Annotated in this window: 23 protein-coding genes; 12 read left to right on the top strand and 11 right to left on the bottom strand. The window is 32.9% G+C overall.

The window, feature by feature from the left end:
* The first annotated feature begins 40 nt into the window (after nucleotides 1–40).
* From ACN5J3_RS01435 to ACN5J3_RS01420, 4 genes are read left to right on the top strand one after another with little or no spacing between them, the layout of a single operon-like run.
* Complete coding sequence (locus tag ACN5J3_RS01435) at nucleotides 41–955, top strand: metal ABC transporter solute-binding protein, Zn/Mn family (protein ID WP_418510516.1); 915 nt, start codon at nucleotides 41–43, stop codon at nucleotides 953–955.
* Nucleotides 955–1,689 carry a metal ABC transporter ATP-binding protein gene (locus ACN5J3_RS01430; RefSeq protein ID WP_417290772.1) on the top strand — a complete coding sequence of 245 codons (735 nt, stop codon included), beginning with the start codon at nucleotides 955–957 and terminating at the stop codon, nucleotides 1,687–1,689. Before ACN5J3_RS01435 ends, ACN5J3_RS01430 begins: the two co-directional genes overlap by 1 nt.
* On the top strand, nucleotides 1,689–2,816 hold the full coding sequence (locus ACN5J3_RS01425; RefSeq protein ID WP_418510515.1) for a metal ABC transporter permease: 1,128 nt from the start codon (nucleotides 1,689–1,691) through the stop codon (nucleotides 2,814–2,816). The genes ACN5J3_RS01430 and ACN5J3_RS01425 overlap by 1 nt, the downstream gene beginning before the upstream one ends.
* Nucleotides 2,809–3,969 (top strand): metal ABC transporter permease, encoded by a 1,161-nt coding sequence (locus tag ACN5J3_RS01420; RefSeq protein WP_418510514.1) that lies wholly within the window; start codon nucleotides 2,809–2,811, stop codon nucleotides 3,967–3,969. Before ACN5J3_RS01425 ends, ACN5J3_RS01420 begins: the two co-directional genes overlap by 8 nt.
* A 1-nt stretch (nucleotide 3,970) precedes the next feature.
* Here ACN5J3_RS01420 and ACN5J3_RS01415 read toward each other — a convergent pair whose 3' ends face one another.
* Genes ACN5J3_RS01415 through ACN5J3_RS01405 form a run of 3 tightly spaced genes read right to left on the bottom strand, consistent with a single transcriptional unit; the run spans nucleotide 3,971 to nucleotide 5,408 of the window.
* The gene (locus tag ACN5J3_RS01415; RefSeq protein ID WP_418510513.1) at nucleotides 3,971–4,393 is read right to left on the bottom strand and encodes a hypothetical protein; all 423 of its coding nucleotides are present in this window, start codon (nucleotides 4,391–4,393) and stop codon (nucleotides 3,971–3,973) included.
* A gap of 55 nt (nucleotides 4,394–4,448) precedes the next feature.
* Complete coding sequence (locus tag ACN5J3_RS01410) at nucleotides 4,449–4,634, bottom strand: hypothetical protein (protein ID WP_344727249.1); 186 nt, start codon at nucleotides 4,632–4,634, stop codon at nucleotides 4,449–4,451.
* Nucleotides 4,635–5,408, bottom strand: coding sequence for a TerB family tellurite resistance protein (locus ACN5J3_RS01405; protein WP_418508893.1), 774 nt, complete (start codon nucleotides 5,406–5,408; stop codon nucleotides 4,635–4,637).
* 117 nt (nucleotides 5,409–5,525) lie between these two features.
* Between ACN5J3_RS01405 and ACN5J3_RS01400 the strand changes: the two genes are divergently transcribed.
* The 4 genes from ACN5J3_RS01400 to ACN5J3_RS01385 all read left to right on the top strand — a co-directional run bounded on the left by ACN5J3_RS01400 (nucleotide 5,526) and on the right by ACN5J3_RS01385 (nucleotide 8,388).
* A complete protein-coding gene (locus ACN5J3_RS01400; protein WP_417290777.1) occupies nucleotides 5,526–5,936 on the top strand; it encodes a BrxA/BrxB family bacilliredoxin in 411 nt (136 codons plus the stop codon).
* A gap of 61 nt (nucleotides 5,937–5,997) precedes the next feature.
* On the top strand, nucleotides 5,998–6,735 hold the full coding sequence (locus ACN5J3_RS01395) for a lysophospholipid acyltransferase family protein (RefSeq protein ID WP_418510512.1): 738 nt from the start codon (nucleotides 5,998–6,000) through the stop codon (nucleotides 6,733–6,735).
* A 10-nt stretch (nucleotides 6,736–6,745) separates the two neighbouring features.
* Entirely contained in the window at nucleotides 6,746–7,729 is a 984-nt protein-coding gene (locus tag ACN5J3_RS01390) for an acyl-ACP desaturase (protein WP_417290779.1), read from the top strand.
* A 2-nt stretch (nucleotides 7,730–7,731) separates the two neighbouring features.
* Nucleotides 7,732–8,388 carry an HD domain-containing protein gene (locus ACN5J3_RS01385; RefSeq protein WP_418510511.1) on the top strand — a complete coding sequence of 219 codons (657 nt, stop codon included), beginning with the start codon at nucleotides 7,732–7,734 and terminating at the stop codon, nucleotides 8,386–8,388.
* Here the strand turns inward: ACN5J3_RS01385 and ACN5J3_RS01380 are convergent, their stop codons facing one another.
* Nucleotides 8,389–9,273: an AraC family transcriptional regulator gene (locus ACN5J3_RS01380; RefSeq protein ID WP_417290861.1), complete on the bottom strand. Its 885-nt coding sequence runs from the start codon at nucleotides 9,271–9,273 to the stop codon at nucleotides 8,389–8,391.
* A 215-nt stretch (nucleotides 9,274–9,488) separates the two neighbouring features.
* On the opposite strand from ACN5J3_RS01380, the gene ACN5J3_RS01375 reads away from it, so the two are divergent.
* Both ACN5J3_RS01375 and ACN5J3_RS01370 read left to right on the top strand, forming a co-directional pair.
* Complete coding sequence (locus ACN5J3_RS01375) at nucleotides 9,489–10,064, top strand: hypothetical protein (RefSeq protein WP_417290781.1); 576 nt, start codon at nucleotides 9,489–9,491, stop codon at nucleotides 10,062–10,064.
* A 152-nt stretch (nucleotides 10,065–10,216) separates the two neighbouring features.
* A complete protein-coding gene (locus ACN5J3_RS01370; protein ID WP_418510510.1) occupies nucleotides 10,217–10,783 on the top strand; it encodes a Crp/Fnr family transcriptional regulator in 567 nt (188 codons plus the stop codon).
* Between the two features lie 134 nt (nucleotides 10,784–10,917).
* Here the strand turns inward: ACN5J3_RS01370 and ACN5J3_RS01365 are convergent, their stop codons facing one another.
* The 7 genes from ACN5J3_RS01365 to ACN5J3_RS01335 all read right to left on the bottom strand — a co-directional run bounded on the left by ACN5J3_RS01365 (nucleotide 10,918) and on the right by ACN5J3_RS01335 (nucleotide 18,288).
* Nucleotides 10,918–11,991 (bottom strand): PA0069 family radical SAM protein, encoded by a 1,074-nt coding sequence (locus tag ACN5J3_RS01365; RefSeq protein ID WP_418510509.1) that lies wholly within the window; start codon nucleotides 11,989–11,991, stop codon nucleotides 10,918–10,920.
* A 133-nt stretch (nucleotides 11,992–12,124) separates the two neighbouring features.
* Complete coding sequence (locus ACN5J3_RS01360; RefSeq protein ID WP_418510508.1) at nucleotides 12,125–12,907, bottom strand: enoyl-CoA hydratase/isomerase family protein; 783 nt, start codon at nucleotides 12,905–12,907, stop codon at nucleotides 12,125–12,127.
* Nucleotides 12,908–12,912: 5 nt separating this feature from the next.
* Nucleotides 12,913–14,367, bottom strand: coding sequence for a sensor histidine kinase (locus tag ACN5J3_RS01355; protein ID WP_418510507.1), 1,455 nt, complete (start codon nucleotides 14,365–14,367; stop codon nucleotides 12,913–12,915).
* A 59-nt stretch (nucleotides 14,368–14,426) separates the two neighbouring features.
* Nucleotides 14,427–14,978 carry a CopD family protein gene (locus tag ACN5J3_RS01350; RefSeq protein ID WP_418510506.1) on the bottom strand — a complete coding sequence of 184 codons (552 nt, stop codon included), beginning with the start codon at nucleotides 14,976–14,978 and terminating at the stop codon, nucleotides 14,427–14,429.
* A 4-nt stretch (nucleotides 14,979–14,982) separates the two neighbouring features.
* Complete coding sequence (locus ACN5J3_RS01345; protein ID WP_418510505.1) at nucleotides 14,983–16,335, bottom strand: MATE family efflux transporter; 1,353 nt, start codon at nucleotides 16,333–16,335, stop codon at nucleotides 14,983–14,985.
* On the bottom strand, nucleotides 16,325–17,368 hold the full coding sequence (hemH, locus tag ACN5J3_RS01340; RefSeq protein ID WP_418510504.1) for a ferrochelatase: 1,044 nt from the start codon (nucleotides 17,366–17,368) through the stop codon (nucleotides 16,325–16,327). The genes ACN5J3_RS01345 and hemH overlap by 11 nt, the downstream gene beginning before the upstream one ends.
* A gap of 17 nt (nucleotides 17,369–17,385) precedes the next feature.
* Nucleotides 17,386–18,288, bottom strand: a complete 903-nt coding sequence (locus ACN5J3_RS01335) for a helix-turn-helix transcriptional regulator (RefSeq protein WP_418510503.1) — start codon at nucleotides 18,286–18,288, stop codon at nucleotides 17,386–17,388.
* Between the two features lie 191 nt (nucleotides 18,289–18,479).
* Here ACN5J3_RS01335 and hemA point away from each other — a divergent pair, with 191 nt between their 5' ends.
* Nucleotides 18,480–19,742, top strand: a complete 1,263-nt coding sequence (gene hemA, locus ACN5J3_RS01330) for a glutamyl-tRNA reductase (RefSeq protein ID WP_418510502.1) — start codon at nucleotides 18,480–18,482, stop codon at nucleotides 19,740–19,742.
* The gene (gene hemC / locus ACN5J3_RS01325) at nucleotides 19,735–21,309 is read left to right on the top strand and encodes a hydroxymethylbilane synthase (RefSeq protein ID WP_418510501.1); all 1,575 of its coding nucleotides are present in this window, start codon (nucleotides 19,735–19,737) and stop codon (nucleotides 21,307–21,309) included. Before hemA ends, hemC begins: the two co-directional genes overlap by 8 nt.
* Nucleotides 21,310–21,341 lie beyond the last annotated feature (32 nt).

Here is a 21,341-nt window from a genome sequence, read left to right as displayed (position 1 = left end):
TATTGAATATTTAGTAAATTCGCAATAAATATTTAGACCTATGAAAAAAATATTTTTCTTACTACTATCTATACCGCTGATGTTTTCAAGCTGTAAACAAGAAAAACAAAGCAACGGCAAATTAAATGTAGTAACCACTACGACTATGATCACCGATTTAGTAAAAAACATTGGCGGCGATAGTATAAATGTACAAGGACTTATGGGAAGCGGTGTCGACCCACATTTATACAAAGCTAGTGAAGGTGATGTCACCAAGCTTGCAAATGCTGATATCATATTTTATGGCGGATTGCACCTTGAAGGTAAATTGGTTGAAGTATTTGAAAAAATGGCACACCAAAACATTAAAACAATTGCTCTTTCTGATGCTTTAGATCCTAAAACACTCATCAGATCAGAATTGTTTAAAGGTAATTATGATCCTCATGTTTGGTTTAATATAGACTATTGGAAATCTATCACCAACTATGTTGTTGAGACTCTTTCCGAAGCAAATCCAGAAAACAAATTAATATTTGAAACCAATGGTAAAGAGTACATATCAAAACTAAACGCTTTAGAAAGTGAAATAAAAACCCGCATTGAAACTCTTCCTAAAGAAAAACGTATTTTAGTTACCGCCCATGATGCTTTTAGTTATTTTGGAAAAGCATACGGATTTAATGTTGTTGGTCTTCAAGGTATCTCAACTGCAGCAGAAGCCGGTGTTCAAGACGTACAAAAATTAGCTGCTTTTATTATAGAAAACAAAGTAAAAGCCATTTTTGTAGAAAGCTCTGTACCAAAACGTACTATTGAGGCATTACAAGCAGCCGTAAATTCAAAAGACCACCATGTAGAAATTGGCGGTACATTATACTCGGATGCATTAGGTAATGCTGGCACTGAAGAAGGCACCTATATTGGGATGTTTAAATACAATGTAAACACAATTGTAAACGCATTAAAATAATGAAAAAACTAGCCGTAAAAGTTGATGACTTAACTGTTGCTTACAACTACAAACCAGTACTTTGGGATATAGATTTAGAAATTCCTGAAGGCGTGCTTATGGCTATAGTAGGACCTAATGGCGCAGGAAAATCTACGCTTATAAAAGCTATTTTAGGCATTTTAAAACCCATAGCAGGAAGCGTTTCAATCTACGGGAAACCTTATGAAAAGCAACGAGAGCTTGTAGCTTATGTTCCTCAAAAAGGAAGTGTTGATTGGGATTTCCCCACTACAGCTCTAGATGTTGTTATGATGGGAACTTACGGAAGTTTAGGCTGGATAAAACGTCCTGGCCAAAAAGAAAAAAAAGCAGCGTTAGAAGCTCTAGAAAAAGTTGGTATGCTTCCATTTAAAAACAGGCAAATTAGCCAGCTCTCTGGGGGACAACAACAACGTATTTTTTTGGCAAGAGCTCTTGTACAAGATGCTGCTATTTATTTCATGGATGAGCCTTTTCAAGGTGTTGATGCAACAACCGAAGTCGCCATTATCAATATTTTAAAAGAATTACGAAAAGCAGGAAAAACAGTCATTGTTGTACATCATGATCTACAAACTGTGCCTGAATATTTTGATTGGGTAACATTTCTAAACGTAAAAAAGATTGCCACAGGTCCTGTTATGGATATTTTTAATGATGATAACTTAACTAAAACCTACGGAATTAATTACAAAGTAAGCATACAAGAGTAATGAATTTACAAGAGTATTTTTCTTTAATCATTAACGATTACACCTTAAGAACCATTACACTTGGAACCGCAATTCTAGGTGCTATTACAGGTATGCTAGGAAGTTTTGCTGTGCTACGAAAACAAAGCTTATTGGGTGATGCTATTTCTCATGCAGCATTACCAGGAATCGCCATTGCCTTTTTAGTCACAGGAATTAAAGACACTCATATACTCCTTTTAGGAGCCTTGATTAGTGGATTGATTGGGACCTTTTGGATTAGAGGTATCATTACAAAAACACATTTAAAATCTGATACGGCATTAGGACTTATTCTTTCTGTGTTTTTTGGTTTTGGAATGTTGTTACTAACATTTATTCAAAAACAACCTAACGCTAACCAAGCCGGATTAGATAAATATTTGTTTGGGCAAGCCGCAACACTAGTCGTAAATGATGTTTGGCTTATGGCAATTGTAACAGGAGTTTGTTTAGTTATTATGCTGTTATTCTGGAAAGAATTTAAAATTTTACTCTTTGATGCTGATTACACGAAAACACTAGGGTTCAACACAAAAACTATTGATGTTTTAATCACGTCATTTATTGTTCTAGCAATTGTATTAGGCTTACAAACCGTAGGTGTTGTTTTAATGAGTGCTATGTTATTAGCTCCTGCAGCAGCTGCAAGACAATGGACAAATAGTTTATCAACTATGGTTATTCTAGCAGCTATTTTTGGTGCCTTCTCTGGGGTTTTTGGAACAGCCATTAGTGCCAGTCAAAACAACCTTTCAACAGGACCTGTAATTGTACTTGTTGCAAGTGTATTTGTCCTTTTTTCATTTGTATTTTCACCAAGTAGAGGCTTATTGTTTCGTCAAATAAGGTTTATAAAAAACAGACGTGATTTAGAACTTCATAAAACTTTAGCTTTTATGTATCATATAGCAGAAGGTCACGAAAACATATCGCATCCGCATGCTATTAAAATATTAAACAACTTTCAAGGGTTTACAAGAGGAACACTTCAAAAACTAGTAGACAAAAACTATGTAATCATTGAAGGAAATATGTGGAGCTTAACAAAACAAGGGTTTGAAAAGGCGGCAAACCTATATAATCAACAAACCAAAGACGATGAGTAGCGCACAAATAGAAATACAGTTAATTGCTAGTTTAGTGGCTATTGCTTGTGCTATTCCTGGTACATTTTTAGTGCTTCGTAAAATGGCTATGATTAGCGATGCCATTAGTCACTCTATTTTACCAGGAATTGTTATTGGTTTTTTTATCACGCAAGACCTCAACAATCCATTACTTATATTTTTAGCTGCTTTTACAGGCATTATAACCGTTGTGTTAGTAGAACGTATTCAAAAAACAGGATTAGTAAAAGAAGATACTGCTATTGGACTTGTTTTCCCAGCACTGTTTAGCATTGGTGTAATTCTCATAGCAAAAAACGCCAATGATGTGCATCTGGATGTTGATGCTGTACTTTTAGGCGAACTTGCCTTTGCTCCTTTTGATAGATTAATGATTTCTGGAACGGATTATGGTCCGAAATCTTTATGGATAATAGGCAGCATATTAACAGTAACCATAACATTGCTTTTTGCTTTTTTTAAAGAACTAAAAGTAAGCACTTTTGATGCTGGTTTATCTGCGGCTTTAGGGTTTTCTCCTGTGGTAATACATTATGGCTTAATGACCGTTTCTTCTATAACCACAGTTGGTGCATTTGATGCTGTTGGCGCAATATTAGTTGTTGCATTAATGATTGCACCTGCCGCAACGGCCTACTTACTTACCACAGATTTAAAAAAGATGTTATTACTTTCTTGCTTGTTTGGTGTTTTAAGCGCCATTACTGGCTACTGGTTTGCCCACTGGTTAGATGCCTCGATAGCTGGTTCAATCACAACTATGCTTGGTGTGATATTTTTTATAGTATATCTTTTTGCTCCAAGCAAAGGCATAATCGCTGTATTATACAGAGAAAAACAACAACGTACTGAAGTCTCTTTACTTACATTCTTATTGCATTTAAAAAATCACAACGAAGAAAACGAACGCCATGTAAATCACCTAAACGAGCATATTAATTGGCAAAAAGTACGAAGTAAAACCGTTTTAGATTTAGCATTAAAAAACAATATGATAGAAATTAATAATCGGATTGTTTCTTTAACCGAAAAAGGTGATGCATTCACGTCAAAAGCCATTGATTATATTATAACCAATGAAGACGCTCAAATTGAAGACATGAAAGATGATTTCTTTTTGTTTAGGGGTTAATTTATTTTTTTAATAAGTCTCGTCCTTTTACCCAAAAAATATTCGACTTAAAAAACCTTAACGAAGTCGGTACTTCCCTATTCGTTTTATCTCTTGGAGATTTTGTAATAAATCTTGCTTTAGAATTATTGAAATTTAATGTGTGTGTTTTATCAATATCTGAAGTGGTTGTCTTGAAAACAACAATATTATTTTCAAGTTTCCAGGTACCCTTTCCATACATGTTTCTTTCTGGCGGAATACCTCCATCATGCTTGTCGTATACATGATAAACAAACGTACCATCATTGTTTAAAACTAACGTATCTACAACTAAAGCGTTACTAGAATCTAATCGCATTTCATAAGTCCCAACAATACCTTTTGTTTGAGCAACTGATAAAAAATGTACAATTATAACGAATAAAGAAAGAGTGATTTTCATATGATTGGTTTTTTAGTTTATGATCTACCAAAAAAACAATTACTATGCCACAGTTTTACTTTATTGGTTTTTCGTCTTCACCTAAACGCTTATCAACCATTTCAATATCTTGTTTTTTAAATGTACTTGGATGATCCATAATACCCAATTGAGAATCTGGGTTTTCCTTTGTATTTACTGTTAGCTTAATGAGAATATAAGCTATTACAAACACTGCTATGGTTCCTAATAAATAATACATTTAGAATCCTTTCTCTTTTTGAAGTTTTTCGTAAGCTTCTTGTACTTGTCTAAATTTTTCTTCGGCGCCTTCTTGATGTTCTTTGCCTAAATGCACAACTCTATCTGGATGATATTTTTTTGCCATCTTTCTATAAGCTGCTTTTATTTCAGCCACTGAAGCGTTTTTATCAATTTCTAAAATTTTATAAGCATTATCACTACTATTATAAAACATGGCTTTAATGCTTTCATAATCGCGAGAGCTTATACCTAAATACCCAGAAATGGTATAAATTTGTTTTACTTCAGATTCAGTAACATGACCATCTGCTTTAGCTATTCCAAAAAGAAAATGAAGCAATTGCAATCGTGATGGATGATCCATCATACGCTGTATTTGCAAACATACTTGGCGTGTAGGTATTTGTTGCTTATTAATTCCTTTAAAAAGCTTAAACGCATGATTAGCGCGTTCTTTACCGTACATATTAACAAACTGTTGACGTACAAAATCTAATTCGCGCTGATCTTGCTTGCCATCGGCTTTTATAACAACTGAAGCTAATATTAATAAACTCACCTCAAAATCTCCCGATTGTGTTTGCGGACGCTCTTGTCTAGATCTATAAGTTGTACGCTGCCTTTGTCTTGATTGGTCTTGCCCTAAAAACGGACGTTCCTTTCCATCAGATACTGCATCTACCATGCTTCCTAATGCCATACCAATAATAGCACCTATTGGCCCACCAAAAGACCATCCTAAAGCTGCACCAATCCATTTTGTAAAACTCATATAACTATCAATTTTATTTATCGTCAAATATACTATTTGTTAGTAGAACAGATGTGCTGTTTGTTACACAATTGGTATCTTTGCCATATTAAACAATAATCATAAAAAATATAATATATGTATCCAGCAGAATTAGTAAAACCAATGCGCGAAGATTTAACAAGTGTTGGCTTTGAGGAATTACAAACAGCAAGTGCTGTTGACGCTGCTTTAGCTAAAGAAGGAACTACGCTTGTTGTAGTAAACTCGGTATGTGGTTGTGCCGCTGCAAATGCACGCCCAGGAGCAAAACAAAGTTTACAAAATGCAAAACGCCCAGATCACACCGTAACTGTTTTTGCAGGTGTTGACAAAGAAGCTGTAGACAAAGCTCGTGAACACATGATTCCGTTTCCTCCAAGCTCGCCATGTATGGCTTTATTTAAAAATGGAGAATTAGTTCATATGCTTGAGCGTCATCATATTGAAGGAAGACCAGCTGATTTAATCGCTGAAAACCTTATGGATGCTTACAATGAGCACTGCTAAACAGCTGTTAAATAAATTAAAATAAAACCACGTTTTAAAACGTGGTTTTTTAATTTTGTATATGATTAAAATTCTCTCATACATATTAACCACAATATATTCTTTATGTTTTTTAGGAATATTGGTTATTTTTCATGCGATTCAGTGGTTTTGTCTTAAACTTTTTGGTTACAATGCTCATAAGGTAAGCGTTGATTGGTTACAGTTTTTTATAATGAGGTGTACTAATATTTTAGGAACCCGATATACGTTTACAAACCCGTATGATATAGAACCAAACCAACCACTAATTATTGTAGCTAATCATCAAAGCATGTATGATATTCCTCCTATAATATGGTACATGAGAAAATACCACCCAAAATTTATTAGCAAAAAAGAATTAGGTAAAGGCATCCCTAGTGTTTCTTTTAATTTGCGCCATGGTGGCTCTGTTTTAATAGATCGTAAAAACCCAAAACAGTCTTTACCTGCCATAATGAAATTTGGAGAATACATAGAAAAGAACCATAGAGCAGCTGTTATTTTTCCTGAAGGTACGCGAAGTAAAAACGGAAAACCAAAAGCTTTTCAAACTAAAGGTTTAGAAGTTTTATTCAAGAAAATTCCTTCTGCCACTATTGTTCCTATTACAATAAACAACTCTTGGAAATTATTAAAATACGGCAAATACCCAATGGGATTAGGTGCCAATGTATCATTTACGGTTCATAAACCAACAAAGCTTGCTTCTGCAACAGATAAACAAGAGCTCATAAAAAACATAGAGGCCACAATAACCTCTAGTATAAACCCATAAAAATCTAAACATGTCCTTAAAGAACGTAAGATTAGAAGTCATGCAGTTTTTAGAAAAAGATGTTGACTCTCTAATAAAAAAATATTTAATGCCTATTGAAAAAATTTGGCAACCTACAGATTTTTTACCTAACTCTGAAAGCGATAGCTTTTTAGATGACGTAAAAGAAATACGTGAATTATCAAAAGAGCTACCATATGATTTTTGGGTTGTTTTGGTTGGCGATATGATTACTGAAGAAGCCTTACCTACTTATGAATCTTGGCTTATGGATGTAGAAGGTGTAGATCAAGTAGGTAGAAATTCTTGGGGAAAATGGGTAAGACATTGGACTGCTGAAGAAAACCGTCATGGTGATGTGCTTAACAAGTACCTTTACCTATCTGGTCGTGTAAATATGAAAGAAATAGAAAAAACCACACAGTATCTTATTGCTGATGGTTTTGATATTGGTACTGATCGAGATCCTTACAAAAACTTTTTGTATACAAGCTTTCAAGAGTTAGCTACTTATATATCACACAATCGTGTGGCAAAAATTGCTAAAGAAAAAAGCAATAAACAATTGGCAAAAATGTGTAAAATAATTTCTGGTGACGAAATGCGTCATCATCACGCATATTGTGAATTTGTTGAGCGTATTTTTAAGGTTGACCCAAGCCAAATGATGCTAGCTTTTCAACACATGATGAAGCTTAAAATAACTATGCCAGCACATTTTTTAAGAGAATCAGGAGAAAAAATAAGCACTGCATTTGAGGAATTTTCAAATACTGCACAACGTATTGGTGTTTACACATCTCAAGATTATGTAGATATATTACAAAAACTCATCAAGCGTTGGGAAATAGATAAAATAACAAACCTAACTGATGAGGCTGAAAAAGCTAGAGATTATTTAATGAAACTTCCTAGTCGTTTAACGCGCTTATCTGAGCGTATGAAAGTCCCTGAAAATTCATATCAATTTAAATGGGTTGAACCTGCTATTTAGCCATGAATCATTCAGAAATAATTTTAAAAACAATTGCTTTCGTAAAACAAACGCTGAAAGACGCTGAAGGTGGTCACGATTGGTTTCATATAGAACGCGTTTATAAAAATGCATTACTTATTGCCAACCATGAAAATGTTGACACTCTTGTTGTTCAGCTTGGTGCATTACTTCATGATATTGCTGATAGCAAATTCCATAATGGAGATGAAAGTATAGGTCCTAAAATAGCTAGTGAATTTTTAGAGAACCTTAATGTTGACACAGCAACTATTCAGCATGTAATTAAAATTATTGAAAACATTTCCTATAGTTCATCATTAGATATCAATAAAACGTTTCGCTCTCCTGAACTAGATGTAGTTCAGGATGCTGACAGACTTGACGCGCTTGGAGCTATAGGAATTGCTAGAGCTTTTAATTATGGCGGGTTTAAAGATAGAGCTCTTTACAATCCGGAAATAGCTCCTAATTTAAACATGAGCAAGGCTGAATATAAATCATCAACAGCACCAACCATCAATCATTTTTATGAAAAGCTTCTTTTGCTTAAAGATAAAATGAATACAAAAACAGGAAAAAAACTTGCTGAAAAACGCCATACATTTATGCTTCAATATTTAGAACATTTTTATGCTGAATGGGAAGGAAAACAGTAATTAATACTGAATAATATGTTTTATTTCTGCGCGGTATTTTGAAGCACTTTTCCCTGTAATTTCATTAAACAGTTTATTAAAATGAGAAAAGTTATTAAAACCACTTTCAAAGCAAACATCGGTAATACTCAATTGACTTTCGTTTAAAAGCTTTGTAGCATGAACTACTCGATACTCATTTACTAATTTGGTAAAGGTTTTTCCTGTTGCTTTTTTTAAATACCTACAAAAAGCAGGCTCTGTCATGCTTACTTTATCAGCAATTTCCTCTAAAGTAATTTGACGCGTGAAATTGTTATTTATATACTTAAAAATAATGTTAAGCTTATCATTGTCTTTAGGTTCGGTTTCAAAAGCAATACCATCAACATTTAATAATGTATAGTCTGTAGATTTACCTAAATCATTTAATATTTCTAGTAGTTTGATAATGCGTTCAAACCCTTCATAATGAATAAGGCTTTCTATTTTTGGACCAACATACTTTTTTGTTTCAGGTTGAAAAAGGATGCCTTGTTTCGCTCGCTCTAAAAGCTGTTTTATTGCTGCCATTTCAGGCTTTAAAAAAAATAGCTCTCCAAGAAAATCAGGCTTAAATTGAATAATTGTTTCTGATCCTTTACTTGTTAACCTATCTGTAAACCCATAATGAGGCAAATTAGAACCCAATAAAATAAGCTGACTATTATTAAAGTAAGATAAATGATTTCCTATATGCCGCTTTCCTTGTCCTTTATTTACATAAACAAGCTCCAATTCAGGATGGAAATGCCATTTACCATTATTACTACGTACAGCCTCTAGAGATTCGGTATGTTGCTTTACTAAAATAGAACTCCCAAAACTGGTACTTACTTTCTCATATGTTGGTTTTATCCTCAAAATTAGATAGTTAAGTTTAAAACAAAGGTAGCACATAAAATGGTAAACTTCTATGATTTATTAACCCTTTTATGTGTTATTTTAACTTAATAATTAATTAACATTATAATAACGGTTAATTTTACATATAAATTAGAAAATTTTGATGTTTTTAATTCTTTACTTCTAGCATAATTTTGGACTATAAATTTTTTGTATAACCTATAAAAAGTAATGTCATGAAAAGATTAATTAAAAACAGTTTAGTGCTTGTAGCATTATTTACTACATTACTAAATTTTGGAAACGTAAAAGCAAAAGAAACCTATGTTACATTCTCTAATGTAAAAAAAGGGTCTTTATTAAGCCTTAAAGATGAAGACAACCAAATAATTTATAAAGAAGAAATACAGGCTGAAGGCTACTATTCAAAAAAGTTTGATTTCACTTTATTGCCTACGGGAAATTATTACTTTGAATTAGAAAAAGATCTAGAAATAAACACAAAACCGTTTAGCGTAACATTAGAAGCTATAGATTTTCATGAAGAAAAATCTGTAAAATTCTACAAACCTATAGTGTCACTAAAAGGCAGTAAAGTGCTTATCTCACAATTAACGCTAAACAAAAAGCCTCTTGATATAAAACTTTACTATGAAGATGGTATTGGGGGTTTTGAAATGATATACGCAACAACCCTAAAGGACAAATTAATTTTAGAAACTATCCTAAAACTTTCTGAAGAAAGAACTGGAACTTATAAATTAATCCTAAAAACAGAAAACTACAAGTTTGAAGAAATCTTAAATCTATAACCATATAAACAACTTAACGACTTTAGTTAGCTTGAATATAATTTGTTAAGTCCTTAAAAGCCTCTTTTATATCATGTACATATTTGAGGCTTTTTTAACTAAAAAAACATATATTTTATCATACCTTTAGGGCGTGTAAATGTTATTTATTAATGCATCCTAATTTTGAGTATTTAAAATCTTATTTTGATATTTCAGAAGAATCTTTCTATTTATTACAGCAAGTATCTTCTAAAAAGATATTAAAAGCAAATACAAAAATTGCCGAAGCAGGTAAAAAGGGTACTAAATTATATCAGCTAAATTCTGGTATAGCCAGATCTTTTATTGTTACTGAATCTGGCAAAGAGTGGAATAAAAATTTATATTCTCCTACAAGTTTTGTTGGTCCCTTAACAGCTATTTCTTTAGATAAACCATCTTTACTTACATTTGAAACTCTAACAGATTGTGAGGTTTACGAGGTAGATTTTATCATGTTTTTAGAGCATGCTAAAAAGCATATAGACATCAGTAATCTCTATAATAAAATTTTAGAAAAGGTTTATATAGCCTACGAAAAAAGGCAAATTGAGTTTATTACACTAAACGCTATAGAACGTTATAAAAAATTGCAAAAAAACATTCCTGAAATTGATTCACTTATACCTCAATTTCAAATAGCATCATACTTAAATATCACGCCTGTTCAATTGAGCAGAATTAGAAAACAAATATAAAATTCCTACAAATTAACATATGTTAATTTATAGGTAGGTTAAATCTTATATATTGCCGCTACTATTAATTTTTCTCCCAAGACTAGTTTAATAGTTATCAATAATAAGAGCAGGTTTACGCCTGCTTTTATTTATTAAAATAACTTCAACTGTCCATCTTTATATTGCTCGTGCAATTCTAAATTAAGTTTAGGCATACTCTTACTTTTAAAGTACTTGAGCTTCGCTAAATGAATTAAATCATTTATCTGTTTTGCTATTTGCCCTTCGCCTCTCATACGGCTACCGTATGTAGAGTTGTTTAGACTACCTCCATGACAACTTTCTATTTGGTGCAGTACTTTTTCTGCACGATCCGGCATTGTTTTTTGAATCCAATCGGTAAAAATTTCTCCAATAGCACCATTAAGCCTCACAATAGTATGACCTATACTTAAAGCTCCAGCTTCTGACACTGCTTTTGCCATAGGTAATATTTCATGACTATTTATTGATGGGATGATAGGCGCCAGCATCACATTTACAGGAATGCCATTATCACTCAATATTTTTACAGTTTCTAATCGTTTTTTTATGGTTGCTGTTCGTGGCTCTAAAACACGACGTGTGTTTTCAGATAGTGATGTAATAGATATATTTACGTTTATAAGGTTATGCGTTGCTAATTCTTTTAAAATATCTAAATCACGAAGTATTAAAGCGTTTTTTGTAATAATTGCTACTGGATGTCTATACTTTAAAAACACTTCTAGACATTGCCTTGTTATTTTGAATTCCTTTTCAGCAGGCTGATAACAATCCGTATTACCAGACATTACAATTGGATACGCGTGCCATTTTTTTCGTGTTATAAAAGCCTCTAGTAGTTTTGGCGCATCTTTTTTTACTAAAATACGTCGTTCAAAGTCTAATCCTGCACTATAACCCCAAAACTCGTGAGTATTCCTGGCATAACAATAAATACAGCCATGTTCACAACCTTGATACATATTCATAGAATACGCCATACCAACATCTGGACTTGCAACTTTGTTGACAATGGTTTTAGGAAATATTGGTAAATAAAGTGTTTTGTTTTTGTCTGGTTTCTCTCCTTCTTTGGCACAATACTCCAAGAAATCATCACGCATTTCATGACGCAATTCAAAGAATTTGTTGGGCACATTAATTTGTGCGCCACGACCTTTTATAGAAGACTTGGAACTCATTAAAAAATAAAATAAGGTGTTGTTATAGAAAATACGACACCTTAAAATTACATATTATTGTTCCTGAAAACTGTTAAAGAGAAAATGGGTTATCAACAAACTTGCACCAAACAATCTATAAAAAACTTAAAAACTATTCCCCTGGGAAATCAGCTTTACGTTTTTCTAAAAAGGCTGTGGTACCTTCTTTAAAATCAGCTGTGCCAAAGCAGTTACCAAACTCTTCAATTTCAACAGCAAAACCATCAACACCATCTTTATAATTAGCGTTTACGGCTTTAATAGCTTTACTAATCGCTACAGATGAGTTTCTCATAATTTTGCCCGCAATTTTTTCGGCTAGCGGTAATAATTCATCTACCGAGGTTACGTGGTTTACAAGTCCGTAATTGTGCGCCGTTTGAGCATCTATCATGCCAGCAGTCATAACCAATTCCATAGCACGACCTTTACCTATAAGTTGTGGCAAACGTTGTGTACCACCATAACCAGGAATAACTCCTAGCGATGTTTCTGGTAAGCCCATTTTTGCATTGTCGCTCGCTACTCTAAAGTGACATGCCATAGCTAGTTCTAAACCACCGCCAAGGGCAAAACCATTTACAGCAGCAATTACCGGAGTGCTTAAATTTTCAACAAAATCAAATAACAATTCTTGACCTTTAGCGGCAAGTTTTCCGCCGTTTTCTACATCAAAATCAGCAAATTCACTAATATCTGCACCAGCTACAAAGGCTTTTTCTCCACTTCCTGTAACAATTACAACTTTGGTGTTTTTATCTGCATCTGCAGCTTTAAACGCTTCATGAAGTTCTTGAATAGTTTCTTTATTTAACGCGTTTAGCTTTTTAGGTCTATTTATTATAATGGTTGTTATGCCGTTGTTAAATTCTGAAAGGATATTGTTATATGTCATTGTGTTTATTTTTTTGGAAAATTTACGACAAAAGCAGTGCCTTTATCTTTTTCAGTTGTAAAGGTAATACTTCCGTTATAAGTTTCCACAATATTTTTCACCATAGCAAGACCAAGCCCCATTCCACTTGTTTTTGTGGTAAATTTCGGTTCAAAAATCTTCGTTTTATTAGCTTCAGAAATACCTGTACCATTATCTGATATAGAGATAACCACATCTTTTTCTGTTTCTAAAACACTAACAACTATTTTTTTGTTCTCTTGTTCGTCTGGAATGGCTTGAATACCGTTTTTTACTAAATTGGTTATTACCCTAATAAGTTGTGTTCTATCAAAATTTGCCCAGATTTCATCTTTTTCTGAAACAAATACTATATAATCTTCACTAAAAATATCAATAGCAAGTTTTGATATTTCTACCACGTTTAGTGATTCATTTTGTTGCGCAGGCATTTTAGCAAAATTTGAAAATGCCGAAGCGATTGAGCTCATTGTGTCTATTTGTTGAATAAGCGTTTTTGTGTATTCATCTAGCTTTTGATGAATGTTTTCATCTTGTGGGTCAAATTTTCGCTGAAAACTTTGCACGCTTAATCGCATAGGTGTAAGCGGATTTTTAATTTCATGTGCTACTTGTTTTGCCATTTCTCTCCAGGCTTGTTCACGCTCATTAGTTGCTAACTTTACTGCACTTTCTTCTAATTGGTCAATCATAGCATTGTATGATTTTACCAATGTTTCAATCTCCTCACTTGAAGACTCAACCTCTATTTTTTTATTACGCTTTTCTAACCTAGTTGCATTCATTTTATCGCTAATGGTTTTTAGCGATCTGGTAATGTATTTTGACAAAAGATAAGCCAAAATAACTGCTATAATTAGCATAAAAAGATAGGCATAAGCCAAGCGCTCTAAAAACTCTTTAAGTTTATTATCTAAAAAACCATCGTTTTCTAAATATGGTAAATTTAATATAGCTAGTGGTTTAAACTTCTCATCTGTTATGTAAGAAAATGACGTTTGATATGTTTCTCCGTTCTCTATATGCTCGCCTACATAACGATGCTCAACAGTGTTTGCTAATGTGTTTAAAACTTCGGCTTGAATACATTTTGGAATAGAATCTAAAGACAAACTCGCTTTTGATGATTTTAACAAACTTCCTTCTAAATCATACAAATTAATCTGAAGTTTATGAATAGCTGCTATTTCGCTTAATTTCTCTTTAAATATTAATGGAATTCGTTCTGTTTTGACCTCATAAGTAGTTTCACGAAGCGTGTAATTTATACTTTCACGAATGTTTTCTTCTTTTCTATCTAAACGGTCTTTATGGTAGTCTTTTGCTTCTTCGTTATATTGATAAATAGTTACTATCGCTATCAAAATAGACGCCATTAATACTAAAAGAATCATGGCGATAAAAATTCTAAATCGTAAGGATAGTTTTCTTAATTGCATTTAAAAATATTTGTGATGAGATAAATATAACAATAATCACACCAAAGATTTAAAGCTGTTTATGCATCTGGATTTTTAGCACGAATATTTTTGTAAATCTTAAAACCTAACATTAATAATATTCCTAAAACCAAGATTCCAATAACACCAAAAATCCAATTTATTGCATTTTTTAGAATAACTAAAAAAACAACAGCAAATAGAATGAATGTTGCGCCTTCGTTCCATAAACGCATAAAGTTTGATGATTTTTTAACCTCATCGCGTTGTAACTGTTTATAAAACTGATGTGTTTTTAGGTGGTAAAAAATCAATAAGATCACAAATGTAAGTTTTACATGCATCCAACCTTGTTGCAACCAAAACGGCTGTAAAACAAGCAACCAAATAGCAAAAACAATTGCTAAAATAGCTGACGGCCAAGTAATGATATTCCACAAGCGTTTTGCCATGAGCTTTAACTGCTTTCCTAAAATTTCCTTTTCAGGAGATGGCTTATGAAATGCTTCTATTTGATAAACAAACAGTCTAGGAATGTAAAACAAACCGGCAAACCACGTGATTACAAAAATGAGGTGTAATGCTTTTATGTAATTGTAATATTCAGTCATAAAATTAAGTTTTGACAACTAATGTTTTACGTATTTCTCTATTTAAAAAGAAAGCTGTTACTACGGTAGCTAAAATATCTGAAATAGGAAACGACATCCAAACACCCATTTCACCATAAAAATTAGGCAAAATTAAAATAAGCGGAATAAAAAAGAATCCTTGCCTAGTAAGAGTGAGTAATAATGCCGGAATGGCTTTTCCTATAGCTTGAAAATAGGCTGCTCCTATAAGTTGCACAGCAATAATAGGCGTCATTGCAAACACCCAACGCATATCATTAGGAGCTTCTTTTAGCACGTCAACATCTGAAGTAAATAAGCGTGTAATTTGCTCTGGGAATACCATTAATAATATAAAAATAGTGGTAGCCAATACTGTGGCATAACCAATAGCTGTATTTATAGTTTTTCTTACTCTAGAATAGTTTTTGGCTCCATAATTATATCCTGCAATAGGCAAAAACCCTTGGGTTATTCCAAAAACAGGAAATAAAGCAAACATGAGCATTCTACCTACAATAGCATATGCTGTTACTGATGTTTCGCCACCTAGATTATATAAAATATTATTCATAAATAAGTAAGTAATACTTACCACAGCTTGTCTTGCCAAGGTTACAAACCCCAAAGAGGCTATTTCTGAAACAACATTTTTTTGAAGTTTTAAATGCGAAGCATCAATTTTTAATTCAGATTTATTTGATAAAAAATACCAGATTATAAAACCAATACAAAGCATGTAAGAACCTGTAGTTGCCCAAGCAGCTCCAGCCATTCCATAATCTAAAACATTAATAAACAAATAGTCTAAAACTAGATTTCCTATAGAAGGAATCATCATGGCATACATAGCAAATTTAGGCTTACCTTCAGCCCTAATTGCCGTGTTTCCCATCATACAAAGTCCTAAAAACGGCACGCCATACAATACTATTTTATAGTAAATTTTTGCTGGATCAAAAATTGCGCCTTTTCCTCCAAAAGCAGGAATAATATCATCTACATAAAGCAAACCAAAACTCGCAAAAGCTACAGTAAACAATAAGGTAAGCGTAATTTGATTTCCGAATGTTTTTAAAGCTTTTTCTTTATTATTTGCTCCGAGTGCTCTTGAAATAATTGATGATCCTCCAACACCAATACTCATTCCTAAAGCCGCAATAAAAAAGGACACTGGCAACACAACATTTATGGCTGCTATGGCTATTGAACCTATCCAATTTCCAACAAAAATGGTATCAACCAATATATTTAGAGACATAACCAAAATTCCTATAGCGGCAGGAACAGATTGCTTTACTAATAGCTTTTTTATAGGTTTAGTTCCTAAATCTTGAGATGATATTTTATTTGCCATTTACGGTTTGTGTTTCTGGTTTAGTTACCCAGTTATTTATCCATTTTGATAATAGGCTTACCCAAGCATCGTCATCATTTAAGCAAGGAACTGTAGTAAACTCCTTACCTCCCATTTCATGAAAAATCTCTTCACCTTCCATAGCTATTTCTTCTAAAGTCTCTAAACAGTCACTCACAAATGCTGGAGTTACTATAGCCATGTTTTTAATTCCTTCTTTTCCTAAACGCTCTATGGTTCTATCTGTGTAAGGTAATAACCAAGGATCAAAACCTAATCGTGATTGAAATGATGTTGAGTAAGTTCCTTCTTGTAATTGCAACTTTTCAGCAACTAATCTTGTTACTTCTAAACATTGATGTCTATAACAAAACTCATGTGCTTTTGATGGTGTTTTACAACAAATTCCATCTATTTTACAATGAGATTTTGTTACATCGCTTTTTCTTATATGGCGTTCTGGAACACCATGATATGAAAACAATAAATGCTCATAAGACTTACCTGATAAATGTTTAGAAATACTATTTGAAAGCACATCTATATAGTCTGCATTGTTATAAAATGCGGGTAAATCTGTAATTTTTATATCAGGGAAATGTGCTTTTCTTATTTCTTCAGCTAATACCAAAATAGTTTCTGTAGTTGCCATGGCAAACTGAGGGTATAGCGGGATTAAAAATACCTCATCAACGCCTTTATCTACTAATTCTTGAATACCTTTTTTTATGGTCATACTTCCATAACGCATTGCTAAAGCAACGGGAACTTGAACTTGTTCTTGTACTTTATTTTGCAAGCGTTCAGAAATAACGATAAGCGGCGATCCTTCTTCCCACCAAATTTTTTTGTATGCTGCCGCTGATGCTTTTGGCCGCGTATTTAAAATTATACCTTTTACCAATAAGTTTCTTGCCCAAAGCGGTACATCTATAACGCGCTCGTCCATTAAAAACTCACCTAAATATTTTTTTACATCTTTTGGATCAGGGCTGTCTGGTGACCCTAAATTTACTAGTAAGACTCCTTTCATGTATGCTTTTTAAAGAGTTACGAAGATAATGACATTATATATTTTTTTGGCGTCGTGCCATACTTCTTTTTAAATGCTGATATAAAGTGGCTAGCAGTGCTATAACCTACTTTTAGTCCAACTTCGTTAACATTATTATTTCCTGATTCTAACAATTTTCTGGCTACTTCCATTTTGTAATCAAATAAAAAGCTAAAAACTGAATCGCCATAAATTTCTTTAAAACCTTCTTTAAGTTTTTTCAGGCTTAATTGTATTTCATCTGCAAGTTCTTGTAGCGTTGGCGGCTCGGTCATTCTAGAGATGATAATATCTTTAGCTTTTCTAATTTTTATTACGTTGGTTTCATCTATTAAAAACGGACACTGCTCTATATTAGCATCTTCACTTCTATTAAAATACAAACTCAATAACTCATATGCTTTTCCTTTAAAATATAAACTCTTGATAGATTTATTGAGATTATAATGTAAAAGCTGCGTCAAAACTATCGCCATAGAAGGTGATATAATTCCGTCTTTATAATATTTTTTATCCTTATTATCATCACTCAAAAATGTGATATAATCAGCTTCTTGAGAAAATAACCCGTGAAATTTCTTTATAGATATTAAAACCGAAACCAACCACGAATCTGGATCTATTTCTAAATGTATGGGTAAATCTCTCTGCGGATTATAAAGTAGTAATGTTTTTTCATCTTCAATATCTAAAGCGTATCTGCCTTCATTAAAAATAAACTTACATGTTCCTTTTAAACAAAAATGAAATTGTATAAAACTACTATCTATTTTTCGCTCAAGAGACTCTACAACACTATTGTTGTTTTGATAGGTTAAAACAAAAAAATCATTTTCAATAGCAACCTCATTGAACGACCCTTTAGCGTTATTTTTTAAAGCGTTAAAATCTGATTTCATTTCAAAGTTATTTAGATTGATTCTAAACTAATGTTTGCTAAAACGTTATTATTGCTACAAAAGTATGACATTTATCTTATTCTCATAAAAAACATAACAAAAAAACCAACAGCGACATTTATTGTTCTTTAAGCGTTATTTTATTTCGTATCAACCATATATTTTTGTTCCCAGAATATCCGAAGGGATTTATGAAAAATAAAACGATTACAAAAACAACATATTTCTATGCAATTGGTTTAAGCTATAAAAAGGCTGATGCCGAAATTAGAGGTCATTTCAGTTTAGATGACACAGCTAAAACCAATCTGCTAAAGCAAGCCCAAAACAGCGATATTGAAAGCTTAATTGTTACATCTACATGTAACAGAACAGAAATTTATGGCTTTGCAGAACACCCGTTTCAGCTTATAAAGTTGCTATGTGATAACACCAAAGGAACTGTAGAAGAGTTTCAAAAGGTTGCATACATTTACAAAGGCAAAGATGCTATTTCTCATATGTTTAGAGTTGGCTCTGGCTTGGATAGTCAAATTTTAGGAGACTTTGAGATTATAAGTCAATTAAAAGCTAGCGCTAGATTATCAAAAAAATCCAGCTTATTAAACGCCTTTTTAGAACGCTTAATCAACGCTGTTATTCAAGCAAGCAAGCGCATTAAAACCGAAACAGATATTTCTTCTGGAGCAACTTCGGTATCTTTTGCATCTGTTCAGTACATTATGAAAAATGTAGAAAATGTATCAGACAAAAACATTTTACTTTTCGGAACAGGAAAAATAGGAAGAAACACTTGCGAAAATCTTGTTAAGCATACAAAAAATGAGCATATTACTTTAATTAACAGAACAAAAACAAAGGCAGAAGAAGTTGCTGGAAAGTTTAATCTAATAGTTAAAGATCATGCAAACCTACAAGATGAGATTAATCTTGCTGATATATTAATAGTTGCCACAGGCGCACAAAACCCAACAGTAAGCAAAGATTTAATTCAATCTGAAAAACCACTGTTAATTTTAGATTTGTCAATCCCTAAAAATGTACACAAAAATGTTACAGAATTAAAACATGTAACACGCATACATATAGATGACTTATCAACAATAACAGATGAAACTTTAGAAAAAAGAAAAGCGCAAATTCCACTTGCCGAAGCTATTATAAATGATGTAGAGACAGAGTTTAATAACTGGCTAGAAACACGAAAATTTGCACCTACAATAAAAGCGCTTAAACATAAACTGATAGACTTTAAAAACGCCGAGCTAGAAACACAACGCAAAAAACTAACTGGTTTTAACGAAGAGCAGGCAGAATTGATAAGTAATAATATTATTCAGAAAATCACCAATCATTTTGCGCATCATTTAAAAGATAACGATATTTCTACAATAGAAAGCCTTGAACTTATAAGAAAGGTTTTTCAATTAGAAGAACTTCAAGAACATGTCTAAAACAATACGTATTGGTACCCGAGATAGTCAATTAGCGCTATGGCAAGCCAAAACAGTACAAAAACAACTAGAAAAATTAGGTCATAAAACAGAATTAGTACCCGTAAAATCTACTGGTGATCTTGTTTTAAACAAACCTTTATACGAACTAGGAATCACAGGTGTTTTCACAAAAACGCTAGATATAGCAATGCTTAACGGCGATATAGATATTGCTGTACACTCTATGAAAGATGTTCCTACAGTATTACCAAAAGGCATTGTACAAGCAGCTGTATTAAAACGCGGAAATATAAAAGACACTCTAGTTTTTAAAAACAATGAGGAATTCCTTTCTCAAAAAGAAGGAATAATCGCTACAGGAAGCCTGCGCAGACGAGCTCAATGGTTAAATCGTTACCCAACTCACACTGTTGTTGGCCTTCGTGGCAATGTAAACTTAAGACTACAAAAACTAGAAGACAGCAACTGGAATGGAGCCATATTTGCTGCTGCGGGATTAGGCAGACTAAACATAAAACCAGAACTATCTATAAATCTAGACTGGATGATTCCTGCACCTGCTCAAGGTGCAGTTATGGTAGTTGCTATGGAAGAAGATGAAGAAACTAGAGCTATTTGTGCTGAAATAAATCACGAAGAAACCGAAATATGCACCAAGATAGAGCGTGATTTTTTAAACCTACTAGAAGGTGGATGCACAGCACCAATAGGCGCATTAGCTTTTATAAAAGACAACGAAGTAAACTTTAAAGGCATTTTATTAAGCCCTGATGGTACTAAAAAAATTGAAGTAACTCGTACCGAAAAACTAGGCAAACACAAAAATATAGCAAGCTTTTGCTCAAATTATATTATAGAACGCGGAGGCAAAAGACTGATAGATGCTTTAAAAATAGAAACATCAAAAACTAATATATACTCTACCAAGTCTTTTACTGAAACACAACAACAATTATTTAACGATAATCTTGTTGTAGAAAGTCATGATGCTATAAAAATTAGCCTAAACAGAATACAACCAGCTGTTTTTAAAGCACCTATCAAAAACGTTGTAATCACCAGTAAAAATGCGGTAGAATCTATAGTAACAAACCATCCTGCCAATGCTCTTAGATTTGAAAACATTTATTGTGTAGGTCGCAGAACCAAAAAACTTATAGAGCAAAAAATTGGTGCTGTAACGCACTCTGAAAAAAATGCTAAATCTTTAGCTAAATACCTGTTGAATAATATTGACGGTAGCGAAATAACGTATTTCTGTAGTGATTTACGACTAGATGATTTACCAAATATACTTGAAGCTGAAGAAATAAAAGTTAACACTATAGAAGCCTACCAAACAAAGTACGACTCTAAAAAAGTTAGCAACTCACTAGATGGCGTTATGTTTTACAGCCCATCAACTGTTGAAAGTTTTATTAAGCAAAATACTCCTAACGGAATTGCTTTTTGCATTGGCGAGACAACAGCCAAAGAAGCAAAAAAGCACTTTAGTGATGTAAGAGTGGCAAAAATACCAACAGTTGAAAGCGTTATAGAGTTAGTAAACGAACATTATATTTAATTTTATTACACTTATTTGTGTTTCAAATAAGT

The sequence above is a fragment of the Corallibacter sp. genome (genome assembly GCF_048381695.1).
GTDB classification, from domain to species: domain Bacteria; phylum Bacteroidota; class Bacteroidia; order Flavobacteriales; family Flavobacteriaceae; genus Corallibacter; species Corallibacter vietnamensis.
Note: the sequence above shows the minus strand (reverse complement) of the source record. Positions and strands in the feature narration are given on the sequence as shown.

Excerpts from the sequence above, each read along its gene's own strand:
- ACN5J3_RS01360 (WP_418510508.1), bottom strand. The coding sequence starts at position 12,907 with ATGACATATAACAATATCCTTTCAGAATTTAACAACGGCATAACAACC.
- ACN5J3_RS01345 (WP_418510505.1), bottom strand. The coding sequence starts at position 16,335 with ATGGCAAATAAAATATCATCTCAAGATTTAGGAACTAAACCTATAAAA.
- ACN5J3_RS01400 (WP_417290777.1), top strand. The coding sequence starts at position 5,526 with ATGTATCCAGCAGAATTAGTAAAACCAATGCGCGAAGATTTAACAAGT.
- ACN5J3_RS01430 (WP_417290772.1), top strand. The coding sequence starts at position 955 with ATGAAAAAACTAGCCGTAAAAGTTGATGACTTAACTGTTGCTTACAAC.
- ACN5J3_RS01435 (WP_418510516.1), top strand. The coding sequence starts at position 41 with ATGAAAAAAATATTTTTCTTACTACTATCTATACCGCTGATGTTTTCA.
- ACN5J3_RS01335 (WP_418510503.1), bottom strand. The coding sequence starts at position 18,288 with ATGAAATCAGATTTTAACGCTTTAAAAAATAACGCTAAAGGGTCGTTC.
- hemH (WP_418510504.1), bottom strand. The coding sequence starts at position 17,368 with ATGAAAGGAGTCTTACTAGTAAATTTAGGGTCACCAGACAGCCCTGAT.
- ACN5J3_RS01395 (WP_418510512.1), top strand. The coding sequence starts at position 5,998 with ATGATTAAAATTCTCTCATACATATTAACCACAATATATTCTTTATGT.
- ACN5J3_RS01405 (WP_418508893.1), bottom strand. The coding sequence starts at position 5,408 with ATGAGTTTTACAAAATGGATTGGTGCAGCTTTAGGATGGTCTTTTGGT.
- ACN5J3_RS01385 (WP_418510511.1), top strand. The coding sequence starts at position 7,732 with ATGAATCATTCAGAAATAATTTTAAAAACAATTGCTTTCGTAAAACAA.
- ACN5J3_RS01390 (WP_417290779.1), top strand. The coding sequence starts at position 6,746 with ATGTCCTTAAAGAACGTAAGATTAGAAGTCATGCAGTTTTTAGAAAAA.
- ACN5J3_RS01365 (WP_418510509.1), bottom strand. The coding sequence starts at position 11,991 with ATGAGTTCCAAGTCTTCTATAAAAGGTCGTGGCGCACAAATTAATGTG.
- hemA (WP_418510502.1), top strand. The coding sequence starts at position 18,480 with ATGAAAAATAAAACGATTACAAAAACAACATATTTCTATGCAATTGGT.
- ACN5J3_RS01355 (WP_418510507.1), bottom strand. The coding sequence starts at position 14,367 with ATGCAATTAAGAAAACTATCCTTACGATTTAGAATTTTTATCGCCATG.
- ACN5J3_RS01425 (WP_418510515.1), top strand. The coding sequence starts at position 1,689 with ATGAATTTACAAGAGTATTTTTCTTTAATCATTAACGATTACACCTTA.
- ACN5J3_RS01375 (WP_417290781.1), top strand. The coding sequence starts at position 9,489 with ATGAAAAGATTAATTAAAAACAGTTTAGTGCTTGTAGCATTATTTACT.
- ACN5J3_RS01415 (WP_418510513.1), bottom strand. The coding sequence starts at position 4,393 with ATGAAAATCACTCTTTCTTTATTCGTTATAATTGTACATTTTTTATCA.
- ACN5J3_RS01370 (WP_418510510.1), top strand. The coding sequence starts at position 10,217 with ATGCATCCTAATTTTGAGTATTTAAAATCTTATTTTGATATTTCAGAA.
- ACN5J3_RS01350 (WP_418510506.1), bottom strand. The coding sequence starts at position 14,978 with ATGACTGAATATTACAATTACATAAAAGCATTACACCTCATTTTTGTA.
- hemC (WP_418510501.1), top strand. The coding sequence starts at position 19,735 with ATGTCTAAAACAATACGTATTGGTACCCGAGATAGTCAATTAGCGCTA.
- ACN5J3_RS01420 (WP_418510514.1), top strand. The coding sequence starts at position 2,809 with ATGAGTAGCGCACAAATAGAAATACAGTTAATTGCTAGTTTAGTGGCT.
- ACN5J3_RS01410 (WP_344727249.1), bottom strand. The coding sequence starts at position 4,634 with ATGTATTATTTATTAGGAACCATAGCAGTGTTTGTAATAGCTTATATT.